10 protein-coding genes are annotated in these 15,423 nt (G+C 40.6%); 9 read left to right on the top strand and 1 reads right to left on the bottom strand.

The features are described 5' to 3' along the window. Positions 1-49 precede the first annotated feature (49 nt). The 9 genes from ACSQ8O_RS31750 to ACSQ8O_RS31710 all read left to right on the top strand — a co-directional run bounded on the left by ACSQ8O_RS31750 (position 50) and on the right by ACSQ8O_RS31710 (position 13,736). The gene (locus ACSQ8O_RS31750; RefSeq protein WP_436244906.1) at positions 50-1,900 is read left to right on the top strand and encodes a cache domain-containing sensor histidine kinase; all 1,851 of its coding nucleotides are present in this window, start codon (positions 50-52) and stop codon (positions 1,898-1,900) included. Continuing rightward, a complete protein-coding gene (locus ACSQ8O_RS31745; RefSeq protein WP_436244905.1) occupies positions 1,897-3,441 on the top strand; it encodes a response regulator transcription factor in 1,545 nt (514 codons plus the stop codon). The genes ACSQ8O_RS31750 and ACSQ8O_RS31745 overlap by 4 nt, the downstream gene beginning before the upstream one ends. Before the next feature lie 280 nt (positions 3,442-3,721). Continuing rightward, complete coding sequence (locus ACSQ8O_RS31740) at positions 3,722-5,761, top strand: CBM35 domain-containing protein (RefSeq protein WP_436244904.1); 2,040 nt, start codon at positions 3,722-3,724, stop codon at positions 5,759-5,761. 450 nt (positions 5,762-6,211) lie between these two features. After that, positions 6,212-7,756: a sensor histidine kinase gene (locus ACSQ8O_RS31735; RefSeq protein ID WP_436244903.1), complete on the top strand. Its 1,545-nt coding sequence runs from the start codon at positions 6,212-6,214 to the stop codon at positions 7,754-7,756. Beyond that, positions 7,749-8,837, top strand: a complete 1,089-nt coding sequence (locus ACSQ8O_RS31730; RefSeq protein ID WP_436244902.1) for a response regulator transcription factor — start codon at positions 7,749-7,751, stop codon at positions 8,835-8,837. The genes ACSQ8O_RS31735 and ACSQ8O_RS31730 overlap by 8 nt, the downstream gene beginning before the upstream one ends. Before the next feature lie 121 nt (positions 8,838-8,958). Further along, complete coding sequence (locus tag ACSQ8O_RS31725; RefSeq protein ID WP_436244901.1) at positions 8,959-10,269, top strand: ABC transporter substrate-binding protein; 1,311 nt, start codon at positions 8,959-8,961, stop codon at positions 10,267-10,269. Between the two features lie 34 nt (positions 10,270-10,303). Continuing rightward, positions 10,304-11,191 carry a carbohydrate ABC transporter permease gene (locus tag ACSQ8O_RS31720; protein WP_436244900.1) on the top strand — a complete coding sequence of 296 codons (888 nt, stop codon included), beginning with the start codon at positions 10,304-10,306 and terminating at the stop codon, positions 11,189-11,191. Next, positions 11,188-12,048 carry a carbohydrate ABC transporter permease gene (locus ACSQ8O_RS31715; protein ID WP_436244899.1) on the top strand — a complete coding sequence of 287 codons (861 nt, stop codon included), beginning with the start codon at positions 11,188-11,190 and terminating at the stop codon, positions 12,046-12,048. The genes ACSQ8O_RS31720 and ACSQ8O_RS31715 overlap by 4 nt, the downstream gene beginning before the upstream one ends. Positions 12,049-12,083: 35 nt before the next feature. Beyond that, positions 12,084-13,736: a glycoside hydrolase family 5 protein gene (locus tag ACSQ8O_RS31710; protein WP_436244898.1), complete on the top strand. Its 1,653-nt coding sequence runs from the start codon at positions 12,084-12,086 to the stop codon at positions 13,734-13,736. Between the two features lie 194 nt (positions 13,737-13,930). Here the strand turns inward: ACSQ8O_RS31710 and ACSQ8O_RS31705 are convergent, their stop codons facing one another. Beyond that, positions 13,931-15,181 (bottom strand): molybdopterin-dependent oxidoreductase, encoded by a 1,251-nt coding sequence (locus ACSQ8O_RS31705; RefSeq protein WP_436244897.1) that lies wholly within the window; start codon positions 15,179-15,181, stop codon positions 13,931-13,933. Positions 15,182-15,423: the final 242 nt, after the last annotated feature.

Raw genomic sequence — 15,423 nt, 5'->3', positions numbered from 1 at the left:
ATGAAGACAACTTAATATTAGTAGAAAACCTACACATAAAGGTGGTTCTATGGCATTATTGAATTTTTTTAAATCCGAGATTAGTTTTAAAAATAAACTGATCATTACCTTTTTCATGGTTACATTTCTTCCAGCCATTCTCATGCAGTATTTTACTTATTATAATTCTACGCATACGATGACGACGAAAATCAACGAACTTGTTAATTATAATTTGATTCAAACGAATAAGAATCTGAATACGGCTTTATCTGGTTATGCCGATATTTTGTATCAAGTATTTTCAGATGAGGACATCATCAGTTCTGTGCATAATATCCTTCATGGCAATGAGTCAGAAAGCTTGTTATATGCCAGCAGGCTTCGGACGTTATTGGCGAGCTATACGTACTCGAAGGAAGGTATTCGCAGTCTTTCTTTTTTCAACAATAATGGGAGTATTGTTTCGTTTGATCGCGCGACGGGTTCTTCCATCGATACGTTATGGAATCATATTAAGGAAGATTCGCGACTAAACTTGTTACAAAATCTAAAAAACAATCAACAAGGCTCCATTGTTACGGTCACTGAGAAAGTGAATGGAGAGACAGAGAATGGACAGTTTGTTTTTCACATTGCTCGTAGATTAACCGGACTTTCGAATGGTACACCAGAAGATATGGGTTATATTATTGTTAGTTTGGATGAGTCGGTGCTCTCCGATGCGGTGAATTTTACAACGAATGATACTCAAACAAGGAAAATAAACTCATCGAACTTCTTAATGGATGAGAAACTTAATCTCATTTCCTTCTCTGACAAAGAAAAAATAGGTTTGAACCTTTCCGACATTATTGATGATAAGAAGCCTCTGAAAAATGAGCTTCCCACACATGCGAACGTATTAAAAAAGGCTTCGATCATTAACTATTTTCCAAATGAAAAGACAGGTTGGACGATTGTGAACGTGACCAACGAGTCCGATTTATTCTCAGAAATGTATGACATGCAAAAAATCAATATACTTGCGGGGGCTGCAAGTATATCGCTGACAACGTTCCTTATTATTTATTTCTCAGGTTTTTTGACCAAATCGGTGCGTAAAATTGTGAATGCAATGAGATTGTCCCAACGTGGTAATTTCACTGTTCAAATTGCTAATAATTCAAGTGATGAGTTTTCTGTAATCGTTTCCAACTATAATAAAATGATGATTACCATCAATGAACTGATGGAAGAGACGCGGCAGGCTGTCCAGAAACAGAAAGAATCGGAAATACGCTCTTTAGAAGCACAAATCAACCCGCATTTCCTTTATAATACGTTGGATTCGATTAACTGGATGGCGATTGAAAAAGATGAACATGAAATCAGCCGAATGTTAAAAGGACTTGCCCATATTCTTCGATACAGCATTAGCCAAAGTAATAAATTAGTCTCACTTTCTGAGGAAATCGAGTGGTTAGAGCATTATTTGTTCCTACAGCAAAATCGATTTAATAATTCGTTCCAATATGAGATTATCATGGAATCTGGCGTTAAGAGGGCTCGCATCTATAAATTATTGCTACAACCCTTCGTAGAGAATGTCATCCTTCATGCATTTTCAGGGAAGAAGAGTGGAGGCTTGATCAAGATTCATTTCTATTCTGGCTATGAAAATTCACTATGTGTAAAACTTGAAGATAATGGCTGTGGGATGGATGAAGCTATTGTTAGGAATATTCTGGACGGTCAATATGATCGTGTTCTGGCAGCTGGCTCTGGTATTGGGGTTCGCAACGTTATTGACCGATTGGCTCTATACTATGGAGACAAAGCAAAATTCTATATGAAGAGTACAGTTGGGAAAGGCACTGAGGTAGACCTCATCTTGCCTAGTATCAATGAAAACGATGTCTTGAAGGGGGAGTCGCGATGAGAATCGTTGTTGTTGAGGATGAAGAGAAAACAAGAAAAGGCATCATTCGATTAATCAATAAGTTCAGTGATGCCTATCAGGTTGTTGGTGAAAGTGATAACGGATTGGAAGGTGCGGCGCTCATTGAAGAATTGAGACCGGACTTAATTATCACTGATATACGGATGCCTGGAACTGATGGTTTAGAAATGCTAGAGAACCTAAAAAAGAAAGGCATTACGTCCAAATCGGTGATTTTAAGTGGACATTCCGAATTTGATTTTGCACGCAGGGCTTTACAGACAGGTATCGTTAGTGAATATTTACTGAAGCCTATTACGGCGGATGATTTGTCACGTGTGCTTCAAGAAGCAGAAAGAACGATGATTTCAAATTTACTCAATGGCATAGAAGAGAAAGCGTCAATCTCAAGTCCTGAACAACTGCTGAGGCGATATCTGGAGCAATCGGATATCGATCATGAACTCTTCCACTTACATATTCACGAATTTCTTGGATTTGATGCAGGTATGGAATTTCAGGCTGCGTCTGTTTATGTAGGGGCTTCTGGTTATGAGAACGTATCGGAATTGAAAGATACTATTCGACTTTATATTGAAAATGAAATACAGATACCTAACTTTTGTCTTGTAGAGCTGCAAGAGTACCAGGAAATTGCTATTTTACTGCAGAAGAGAGATCTGCTCGATATAGAACAATTTTGGGAATCGATGATAGCTCAATTACGCACTCTTCAAGTGTCAGACATTGTGTTAAGCTGGACTATGCTTCCTCATCTTAGAGATTTGAAAGAGGAAATATTAAGCTTAAGGGAAATACACAAGTGGTCACTTACGTATGAAAATCAGCGAACATTCCTAAAAGATGAGTTCACTGACAAGGCAGGAAGTAAATTTCAGTATCCTACCGAGACGGAATTGAGAATGAAAGAAGCTGTTTCTAATCGTGATAAAGAGAAGATCTATTCCTATATAGAACCAATGATCGCAGCATGTCGTAATCAGGCTGTACATCCACAAGAAGTGACCGGAGCTTGTGTCCGATTCGCCTCCAATATGCTTCACTTGGCAGAGGTATTAAGTGGCAATGTAACCATGACGAAGGATCGCAATGAAGTGTTCAATTTATTATCAGCTGCTCAAACACCGATGGAGTTAAAACAAGCAATGAGACTTGCTGCTGAATATGCTTTTCAACATGTGGGACAGCAAGAAAAATCCTTAGGTCTTATCATTCATAAAGCTTCGAAACTGATACAGGAGCGATATCAAACGGGGATTTCATTAGATGAGCTGGCTAGCCATTTTAATATTACACCAGAGTATTTAAGCTCACTTTTTCAGAAAGAATTGGGCATGTCCTTTACGGCGTATATGAAAGATATTCGAATGAAAAAAGCCAAGGAACTTTTGATCAACACATCATTGAAGTCTTATGAAGTAGCGGAACAAGTTGGGTACCCGGATGCAAAGTACTTTTCTAAAGTGTTCAAAGAAGCAACAGGTCTAACTCCTGGGGAGTTTCAAAAGCTTCGGGTCTGATGTGTAACAAGATGAATAGTAGGATGGATGATGAAAAGGCTCCAATTGGGGGCCTTTTTTCTTTATTTAGGTATAATTACATTAAATTCCTCGACTTATCTTAGAAAATTGGAATTACTTTAGTAAGCTTTTAGCTCTACTATTAAGAAGTACCTCATATTTGCAAGCGTTTTCAATATCTGATTTAAATGAAGGAGGCATGATGAATATAGTCGAGTTAGATAATCAAGCAGTAATCATGTTGTAGGCAGGCCAACACCAACTTAATGGAGGGTTTAATGTGAAAAAAGCAGCAATCTTAAGTTCATTGATAATGATGTTTAGTTTATCAGCAGTAGTTCCAGCCTATGCAGCAAGTGCTCTGACCGTCGATTTATCGAGTGTAATCGGGCCGGTAACTCATGGGGCGGCAGGTTCCTTATTCGGCATCATAGAAAATCAACCAGATAATAATCTATTCCTTCCACTTCACGCTAAGGCATATAACAACCCTGCAGTCTCTGGTTATCAACAGCCGTGGGGAGCTGCTATCCCGGTTGCACAAAGAATCGCCCCTTCTGGCAGCCAAATGTCTATCCGTCTTGCTGATTGGTTCACCGGTTGGTATGATTACACCAATTTAACGGATTGGTTTAATAAGTTGACCACGACGGTAAATGATGTGAAAGCGGCAGGTCTTACGAATGTTTATGGATATGAATTATGGAATGAACCAGACGGTACATGGAAAGGGAAATATGTTGGTGGAATTGATACGAGTAATAGCTATGTGCAATTCACAGTAACGGTACCTACAACTAAGGCTTACACGATAAATATTCGGTATGCCAATGGTACAGGAGCTGCTTCGACACATAATATGAGTGTCAATGGAGGCAGCGCTGCAGCAATAACATATCCGAATACGGGTGGTTGGTTTAACAGCAGCCCAGGCTCTCTCACAACGACTGTTAATTTAAACGCGGGAAGCAACACGATTCGATTAGCTAAGGGGACTACAGGATATGCTGAAATCGACTATATCGATATCTCGGGTGGAAGTCCTGTAAGATATGAAGCTGAAAATGCTATGATAAGCAATAGTACTATCTATAATAGTGGATATACGTCGTCAAATGCGTCTGGAAACTTGACTTTTAGGGAATTCTTCAGTCAAACCTATGCCAAGCTTAAGCAGCTGGATTCTACAGCCAAAGCAATTGGACCCTCGTTCGCTGGGTACGGTCATAATGCTATGCAAGACTTTATGGCATACCAGAAGTCCCAAAATACAGTTCCAGATATTGCATCGTGGCATCAGCTTGGAAACGAGAATTTTACCGCCAACTTTAATGATTACAGGTTGATTGAAACTTCGCTAGGGCTAACAGCAAGGCCGATTTCGATTAATGAGTACAGTGGTGCTGCTTGGCTGGATGACGAAGGGAAACCAGGAGTGACCGCACCTTTGATTGCCAAGTTTGAGAGACTTAAAGTCGATACCGCTATGCAAAGTTATTGGGATGTTCCGAATCCTGGGCGATTAGGAACCCTGCTTTCAAGCTCTACCCAAAGAAACGGTGGATGGTGGTTTTACAAATGGTATGGCGACATGACAGGCAACATGGTAAACACGACACCTCCGAACGTTAATAATATGCTTGCACTTGATGGTTTTGCGAATGTAGATTCAACTCGGCAATATGCAAGTGTGCTTTTTGGTGGTGTTACGGACGGATCAGTCAATGCAACTATAAAGAATTTCCCTTCGTTTTTCGGAACAAATGGCAGCAAAGTGCATGTGCGTGTAGACTGGACTCCGTTTGTAAATAGGGGGACTGCTGTGAATACGACAAATACATTGCTTGAAGGGGATTATACCACTGCAAATAATCAGATTACTGTGCCAATGACTGGCTTAAATAATAATGATGGTTATCGCATTTATATTACGCCGTATAGTCAGGCCACTAACGTGTACGAAGCTGAAAATGCAGCTGTAAACCACGCTAATATCGCAACTGGCGCCAATGCTTCAAGCAGCAAATATGTAGCACAAATGGATTATAGCGATAGTTATGTTGATTTTTATGTAAAAGTACCCACGACAAAAACTTATACAATGACTATCCGATATGCTAACGGCACAGGAGCTAATTCTACACAAAACTTAGCATATAACGGTGGAGCATACTCAACAGTTACATATCCTGCTACAGCAGGCTGGGGACAATTTGGTACCGTGAATGTGAATGTTAACCTAACCGCAGGTGACAACATAATAAGGCTGACCAAGGGAAGTACAGGATACGCTGAGATTGATAATATTACATTAAATTAGGCTATCGCAGTAGGGAGTTCACTGCGAGACTATTTGAAATACGTCATTTGAATTGAATAGATTCAAAAACAAGAAAACACGAGAATCCGAATTGGGTTCCGTGTTTTTTTACTTTTTTAATCGACGCGACCTTAGAGGATTAATGGTATCTCACACGAATTGTTTCTTATATGATTGTGTAGCGGCTTTTGGAATAGGAAGTGAAATGAGGGGATACTTCTGAAAAGAAAAATAGGAATCCGTTTTAGATTGATGGTTTTGATGATTTGTTTAACTACATTACCTGTTGTGACTGTAACCTGGCTTGCTAGCAACAATACACGGCATTCGGTGGAACAGGAAATGATTAGTGCCAATAACTCACGTATGGAATGGGCTAATCAATATTTGAATGAGCTTATTGAGCAGATGAACATTTTATTTTATACGGTTCAGATCAATTCGGAATTAATGGGTAATCTTCAACAAATAGCTAATCCGAATTTAAATGTACAATTTCAAACGCAAAAATATGTTGGTGATACCCTAACCTCATTATTACATTCTAATTCCCGTAAAATTGATGATTTTACACTTTATATTCATGAAAACAAACAGGCATTATCCGTAAGTTATGTTGCCCGTTTAATTTCTTTTATGGATATCCGGACTGGACCATGGAGCCGAATGTTAGATACACCGACTAATATTTATTTTAAACAGGAACTAAATGGGGTTTATGCGTTTCACAGTATGAATCGATTTGAAGATCGTAAGCTATTGGGTGGTCTTTCCGTTAAGATCAACCGCAAGGTTTGGGATGAGGTCGGAAGTATTCTTGGATCTGAACCAGACAGCTCCATTTTCTTGAGCAACGATGAAGGGGAATTATTATCTGGGTCTAAGAATGAACAGGCATTAGGAGATATTTCTATTCTATTAAAAAGTCTTGCTGTACCTGATAGTGGTCTTGGAATTCAGAAAACCAATAAGTATTATTTCTTTATGCAGAAAGTTAGCAATGGTAAATTAACACTGATAAAAGCCATACCCCTCGAAACGATAAATCGCAGCGCTCAAGCTACGATTAATGCCGGTGTTGTCACTGGGAGCTTATTTGTCGCTGCCTCGATTATTCTCTCTATCCTTTTTTCGCTTCGTATTAGTAAGCCGATTATTAGTTTAGCACGAACCATGAGAAGAGCGGAAATTCAAAGTTTTGAATTGAAATCTGTCAAAAACAGTGATGAGCTCGGACTACTGGAGCATGGTTACAACTCCATGATGCAACGCATTAAAGAGTTAATTGAAGTAGAATACCAAGGGAAAATAGATATTAAGACTGCGCAACTGAGGACACTACAAGCTCAAATCAATCCGCATTTTCTCAACAATACCCTTCATCTAATCGGAGGGATGGCTTTAGAGAAGGATGCGCCTGAGATATATCGAGTTACACGGGTGATCGGAGATTTATTAAGATATTCAATCAGTACGGGGAGTGATTTGGTTACGTTTAGAGATGAGCTCAAGCATATGCAGAACTATATTTATATTCAGGAGCAGCGGTTTACTGGGCGATGTCAAGTGGTGGTTGAGAAAGATGATTTACCTTCTGAGAGCCAGCTTCCCAAATTTACACTTCAGCCTATCGTAGAAAATGCATTTGAACATGGACTGCATAAAAAAGAAGGCAGTTGGCTCGTGGAGATAAGAATCAAACGAATCCGCAAGAAAATATTAATTGCTGTTCAAGATGATGGCGTAGGTTTAGACGAAGAGAAGCTTGGACATATCCGAATAGGTTTACGTTCTGGCAATGATTCTAATTTGAAATTCTCTGAAGATGAGCAGAGCGGAAAAAGAAAAGGTATTGGTTTGAAAAATGTCGATTCCCGGTTGAAGCTGCATTTTGGCGAAAGATATGGTATTCGTATTTTCAGCAAGCCAGGGAAGGGAACGATCGTTTTATTCGTATTGCCGGTACAGGAAAAGGAGGAGCTTGAAGATGTATAAAGTGATGATTGTGGACGATGAGCCTTGGTCAAGAAAAGTGATCAAGCAGCTTGGAGAATGGGACAAGCTCCAATTAACGATCATAGGTGAGGCAGAGGATGGAACACAAGGATTGCAAATGGTCGCAGAGCTAGCACCTGATATCGTGGTAACCGATATGAGAATGCCGGGTATTGATGGTGTCGAGCTCTTAAAGGCGCTGAATGATAAACATCCTTTGCTTAAGATCATTGTGATGAGTGGTTATGATGATTTTGTTTATTTAAAGCAAGCTATTCGATCCCAAGCGAAGGAATACTTATTAAAACCGGTGGACCCCGAAGAGCTGAATGCTGCTTTAGCGCAATGTGTTCGTGAACTGCAGCAAGCCAAGCAAATTTCAGATGTATCTTGGAAAACACCGCTTGTATTTGCCGATGCGGGTTCACTCGATAAGTATTTGGAATATCGTCAATTGATCTATGGTTATATGTTGGATTTAAACGCATCAGGTGTCATTCAAACGTTGAAGTCATTAGGGGAATTTATGGAGCCGATGCAGGCTGAACAATTCGATGGCAGTATGCTGAATAAAATCGGTCATGACTTTACCTTAATGCTCGAAGAGTTTGTTTCGACTAGTGAGCTGGCATGGAACCATATCATATCTGAATTGGAACAACAGCCGTCCGATCAAATGGGTTGGAATTCTGTGAAAGAGACCATTGGACAGATTGAACGCATGTATAATCAGGCTATTGCTTTACTATTGGAGGCACGGAAAAATAGAAATAAGCTGGATTTGCGAGAGGTGACCGCGTACATCAATAGGCATTATAACGAATCGATTACTTTGGAGTCACTCGCCGCTTATTTTTATATAAGTAAGGAGCACTTAAGTCGGGCATTCAAAACATTCACCGGAGAAACGATAACCGATTATATTCATCTCAAACGCATGGAAAAAGCCAAAGAACTCATTGTGGATCATAAGTTATCTATTAAGCACGCTGCTGAAATGACAGGGTATCCAGACCTTGCCTACTTCTACAGGGTGTTTAAAAAACATTATGGAATTGCCCCAGGAGAATTACGGAAATAATTGGCGTGTTTTTCCAAGTCGCATCAATATTGTGCAATAGAAGATGTTAATATCCTGAAATGAATATAGAAAACGCTTCCACTATACTGAAGGAGCAGTTAAATCAGAGGGGGAACGATCCATGAACAAAACGCTTAATATCAGTATTATCTTAGGCTTGATATTAGCTACAGGATGCAGCACTAGCACAAGTAAGACGAATACAGACGCTAGTAGTGCAGCACCTGCAAGCACACCAGTCAGTACAAAGGCGGCAGCAACTCCGAAAAAAGTAGAACTCAATGTATTTATGAGCTATCCCCAGTATAAAGAACAATTTGAAAAATACTTCGAGCAATTTAAAGCAAAAGAATTGGCTGAGAAAAATGTAGATATCACGATTAAAACGGAAATGCCTAATTCGGATCAAGCCAAGCAGATCTTACAAACTCGTCTAGCATCGAATGACGCACCAGATTTGTTTACCATTCATGCAAATGATATTCCAGCTTATTACAAAGCAGGTTACCTAAGTGATCTATCTAGTCAAGCAGCGATTAAAAGCTTGTATGAACCCGTGAAGAAAACCGTTACCATCGATGGTAAAATCGTCGTGTTGCCTTTTGAAAGCACAACATGGGGATACTTGTACAATAAAAAAATATTCAAGGATTTGGGCATTACACCTCCAAACACATTGGATGAAATGAAAGCTGTTATCGCAAAAATAACTGCAGCCAATATTGCACCATTTGAACTGGCTTTTCAAGAGTCATGGGTTCCACAACTTATGACTGCGCAATCGCTTGGTGGTATTGTTTCCTCGAAGCATCCGGATTGGATTGAAAAGATGAGTGCGGGTCAGGCTTCTTATAATGACGTAGCAGCCATTTTTGATATTATCGATCTCATTAACGCAAACGGCACGAAAAAACCTTTCGAGGTTGGTAATGAAGCTGGGGCCGCTGAATTTGCCAATGGAAAATCCGCTATGTGGGTACAAGGCCCTTGGAATGCGGATGCCATTCTGAAAGTTAATCCAAGCTTTGAAATGGGCGTTGCAGCACTACCTGTAAGCAATGATCCCAAAGATACCATGATTAATCTTTCAACCTCTACTTCCTTAGCAGTATCGCCAACAACTAAAAACAAAGAAGTGGCACTTGATTTACTGAACTATATCCTGGATGAGAAAGATTCTTCCGCGCTATTTAAACAATTGAAATTCAATCCTATCTCTACTGTGCATAAATTTGAAGTAAATCCGTGGGTGAAGGAATCCTCAGCCTATGTAGAAAATGGGAAAGCGTATCAGGATTTGAAGCTGCCAAACGGTGTTACAGACGAGCAAGCTAAATTGTTGCAAAGCTATTATGCTAAAACCGTTACCAAAGAGCAGTTTATTAAAACAATGGATAAAACATGGGCAGCAGCAGTTAAAGCTACTAAATAAAGGCTGAGTAACGGTTAACTAGGAGTGATAGGAAATGATTTTCACAAAAAATAGGAAGCAAAACATCATCCTGTTAGCCTTCGTTTTTCCCGCAATACTATTCTATTCCGTTTTTGTACTCGCCCCCTCTTTTGGGGGGATCTGGTACAGCTTAACGGATTGGAATGGGCTCAATCCTACCTATAATATGGTGGGATTGAGCAACTATATCGAAGCGCTCACAGATGATCCATACTTTCAGGATTCCATTTGGTTTACACTCAAATACGTTATATTCATGGTCGTATTGTCCAATTTCTTGGCTATCCTTTTGGCAGTCTTAATAGAATCACAAAAACGAAGTAAGGTTTGGTTTCGGACGATCTTCTTTATGCCAAATATGATTAGCTTAATTATCGGCGGGTTTATGTGGATGTTTATTTTCACTAAGGTTATACCCTATATAGCTGAGCATACGATCTTTCACTTTTTAGACCAATCGTGGATTGGGGACCCCAAATTCTCCTTTTATACACTCTTGATTCTTTCCCTCTGGAGTGGAGTAGGATACTTAATGGTCATTTATATTGCAGCACTTCAAGGGGTACCGCAACAACTGAAAGAAGTTGCTGCTATAGATGGGGCGAATGCGATGCAAACATTTCGAAATGTTACGCTGCCCTTGATATATCCGGCTTTGACCATTGGCCTTTTCGTTACTTTAAACGGTTCCTTTAAAGTGTTTGATGCGGTATTTGCTTTGACTGGTGGTGGACCAGGCAGGGCTACACAGGTTATTGCACTTAATATTTATGAAGAAGCATTTAGTCTGAGTAGTCGTTATGGTTATGCTAGCGCTAAGGCAATGATTCTGTTCTTGATTGTTTTGATCATCACGCTCGTTCAATTGTGGATCATGAAAAGAAAAGAGGTGGAAGCATGAGTAGTCAAGATGCACGTGTTGGTCTTAGCCTAATAGGTCGTCGTGCTGGCTCATCTCTTATTTTTCTCTTCCTGCTCGTCGGAACGGTTGTGATGTTATTTCCAATCTATATGGGGTTATTGAATTCTGTGAAAACGCAAAGCGAGATGCTGACGAATATTCTATCCTTTCCTACTGATTTTCAATTTTCCAATTATCCGAGCGCCTTTGAAAAAATACATTTCTTAAGAAGCTTATCGAATACGATCCAAATTGCTTTTGTTGGTTTATTTGGGATTATTGGTTGTGCTTCCTTGGCTGGATACAAGCTGTCTAGAACGAAAGGGAAATTGAGTGCTTTTTTATTTGGACTTTTCATCCTTTCAATGTTAATCCCTTTTCACTCGGTTATGATCACCCTCGTGAAAATATCTAGAGAACTACACATCCAAGGTTCGATTTATGGACTTGGCTTCATCTATATCGGGTTAGGTGTGTCCATGGCCATTTTTCTATATCACGGTTTTGTGAAATCTATCCCGCGAGATTTGGATGAAGCTGCCGTTATCGACGGCTGTGGAGAGTTTAAATTGTTCCTTACTGTGATTTTTCCGCTTCTTCTACCCGTCACAGCTACCATTGCGATTTTGAATTTACTATGGATATGGAATGACTTTCTTTTGCCACTGTTAATATTAACCGATTCAGATCGATATACACTGCTCTTATCAACGAATATGTTATTTGGTGAATACAGCAATGACTGGTCAAATATTCTAGCTGCCTTATTGCTGGCTATGCTGCCCGTCATTATCTTTTATCTATTTCTGCAAAAATATATTCTTAATGGGATTGCAGAAGGTGCGATCAAAGGATAATGCCATCAATTGAATTGGAGAGGGGGAATCTTATTTTGATAACTGGAGGGCATGAAGTAACTGGATTTTTAAAGGCCAAAGGCAAAAAGCTGATAAACGGTGAAGGACAGGAGATTCTGCTTCGCGGCGTTGGATTTGGCAGTTGGATGCTTCCGGAAGGGTACATGTGGCTATTTCCTGATCAAGGGGATCGACCAAGACGAATCGAACAGATGGTTAAGGATTTGATCGGTGAAGAGAAGGCTCAGCAATTCTGGGAGATTTATTATAGTCGATATACATCCGAGTCGGATATTCGGCAAATCGCTGCGGATGGTTACAATTCCGTTCGTGTACCGATTCTTGCCAGATTTTTGATAGAGGATAGTGATGGTGAGGTTGTTCGCTATAATCAAGCTCATTTGAAGATCTTGGACAACGTCATTGATTGGTGTCGTGAGCATAGACTGTATGTAATTCTTGATCTGCATGGTGCTACAGGAGGACAGACAGGAACGAATATCGACGATTCGGAGTTCGATAAACCTGAGCTGTTTACGAACGAACGGAATCAAGAGATCACAGTCGCGTTATGGCGAATGCTGGCTGAGCGTTACAAAGATGAGTGGATTGTAGCAGGTTATGATCTTTTGAACGAGCCGCTGCCAGAATGGTTTTCAGCTTATAATGATCAAGTAATGCCGCTTTATAAGAAAATTACTAAGGCTATTCGCGAAGTCGATGACCGTCATATGATCATTTTGGAAGGTGTGCACTGGGCCACAGATTGGTCGATTTTCGATGATAAATTTGATGATAATCTTATGCTTCAATTTCATAAATACTGGAACAACCCAGATACGGAGAGTATTCAAATTTATCTGGATAAGCGAGAAGAATGGAACGTACCGATCTTTATGGGGGAAGGCGGCGAGAATAATAAAGAATGGTATGCTGGTGCATTTCGATTATTCGAGGATCATGATATCTCGTGGAATTTTTGGACTTGGAAAAAAATGGACAAAAATAATTCGCCATGTACTGTGATCAAGCCAGAAGGCTGGCAACAGTTGATTGACTACTTAGAAGGCGGAGTTAAACCAGATAAGGCATCTGCCGAGCACATTTTATGGGAATACCTGCACAACATTTCTTTTGAGCAATGTTTGTATCAAAAAGAAGTAACGGATGCCCTATTCCGCAGACCTTCGACTCGTATACCAGCAATTTTCTATGGTTACAGGGGAGAAGGGATTAGCTACGGGACCAAGAGTCGTATGGTTGAAAACATTGGATTTCGGATAAATGACAGAACAGATATCCGCTTTATAGAAGGAGCCAGAACGACACCTAACTTTCAACATGGCAAGGGGGAAAGTTGGCAAGCTGATGAACGATTATGTGTTCAATTAACAGCTGAAGATTGGTTTTCTTATGAATTCACAGTTGGTCATGCTTCCAAAGCCTCGCTTTATACGGTTGATTTGCATGCTTTTGCACCTAATGATAGAGCGTGGATGGCTGTTTCAGTCGATGATAAAGTAATTGAAATCGTAGAGGTTGTTGGGAAATCATGGAGTACACTGCGTTTGAATGAAGAATTTCAGCTTAGTCCAGGATTACATCGCATTGTTCTTAAATCCATGGAAAACATAGTACGCATGGATTGGCTCGAAGTTATACCGGTGATTGAGTTAGAAGAGAAATAGGAGAAAACCATTATAAAATATAGTTACCTAAAAAATCTGAGCCGCGTATAAATCGCGGCTTTTTCGGTGTTTTAGGGATATTTAGACACATGGGGAAAAACGGGAAATTTAAGTTCTTGTGATGAAGGCGCGTAAGCGGATAGTGAAATGAGAATTAGCAAAGTGAAGTGTGGATAGCTTGAGTATTAGCCGAATCACATAGGCGGAACCCAAATCCAGGCATCTTTGGCATAGCCCCGCTGTTCCCAGTAGCCGGTATGATCACTGTCGATGAGCTCGATCCGGTTCAGCCATTTTACTGATTTGTATGCGTACATTTGTGGAACCACTAGCCGAACAGGGCCTCCCATGTCTCTGGGAATTGGCTTACCATCTAGCATGACTGCAACCATCACGTCCTCCATCCAGGTCTGTTCAATGGTGATATTGTCCGTATATTCGCCATCAGCTGAATGAAATTTCACCATCTTCACCCCCTCCTTAACTCCTGCTTGCTCTAGCAGTTTGTTCAGAGGAATGCCCTCCCAAGTACAGCTGTTGACTGACCAACCTGTGACACAGTGAAAATCGCTGACCTGCACTTGGCGGGGAAAAGCCAGAAATTCGGTCCAACTCCATTGGAAAGGCTGATTAACCAGCCCGTCGACAGTGAATGTCCACTTATCGGGATTAAACTTGGGTATGTCTGTCACTGTATAGATCCGAAAGCTGCCCTTCGCTCCGCCCCCCTTCGGTGGCAGTGAATCCGACAATGGCGTCGGCTGTAGAAAATCCGCGAACACGGATTCCTCTTCTTGAAGTGAGGAGAGGTTCGAGCCGCTTACTGCAGAATTCAGCCAACGGATAAAAGGGGGCATGGCGACCGCCACCACAACCGCCGCCACACCCGTCTTGATGAAGGATCTGCGAGATATATGGCGGGAAATTCTGCCCGTTGTCGGCTCATATGTACCGAGCTCCATTGGTTTTCCAAAGGGGGGATGTTGATTCCGACCAACTTCCCGGCCGACTTTTCTCAACCAACGACTTCGTGTGACGGAGTGGTAAACAGCGTATGGAATGCCGACCCACGTCAGCAAATCATGAACGAGTAATGCCGAATTGTTCCAAGCTGGAGGAAATGACCGATATCTCCATAAGACAAGGCCAGACACAATCCAGCCTGTCAATAGTACAAGTACAAGCATCAGATTACCCTGCTGGGCTTTGCGGGTAGTCAGCAGGCGAAGATGCTTGCGGATGTACGGAAGGTATATAATTATCAAAGCCAGAGATACCAATCCAGCTGCGATATGCAGCTGCTTCAGCCAAACCCGGCCCTCACCTAATAAAGCGCGCATGGGTGGTAGATAAAGTAAAATACCGCTAATTGCCAGAAACAATATGATCCAAGCATTTAAAGAATGCAACTTTTGCAGTTTTAGACCCAATCCCTGCTTTTTCACACGACTCCCCCCTTGTTGTATTCAATGTCAGTTAAATCCGCTTTACACAAAACCATTATAAGTATATTTCACCCCAAATTGATATCATTTTAATTTGATATAATTTTTAACTAGATGCTGGATACGACAGAGGGGAATGAAAGTTCATTTCTACCATAACTATGATTCTAGCTCCAAACATTTTCGGTCTTTTTTATAACAATTCGTGGATCATTCATATATCAATCTCATTGCTGAGTTGT

The organism is Paenibacillus sp. LjRoot56, from assembly GCF_964253335.1.
GTDB lineage: Bacteria > Bacillota > Bacilli > Paenibacillales > NBRC-103111 > Paenibacillus_E > Paenibacillus_E allorhizoplanae.
The sequence above is the reverse complement of the archived record's forward strand: the minus strand, read 5'-3'. Positions and strand labels throughout refer to the sequence as shown.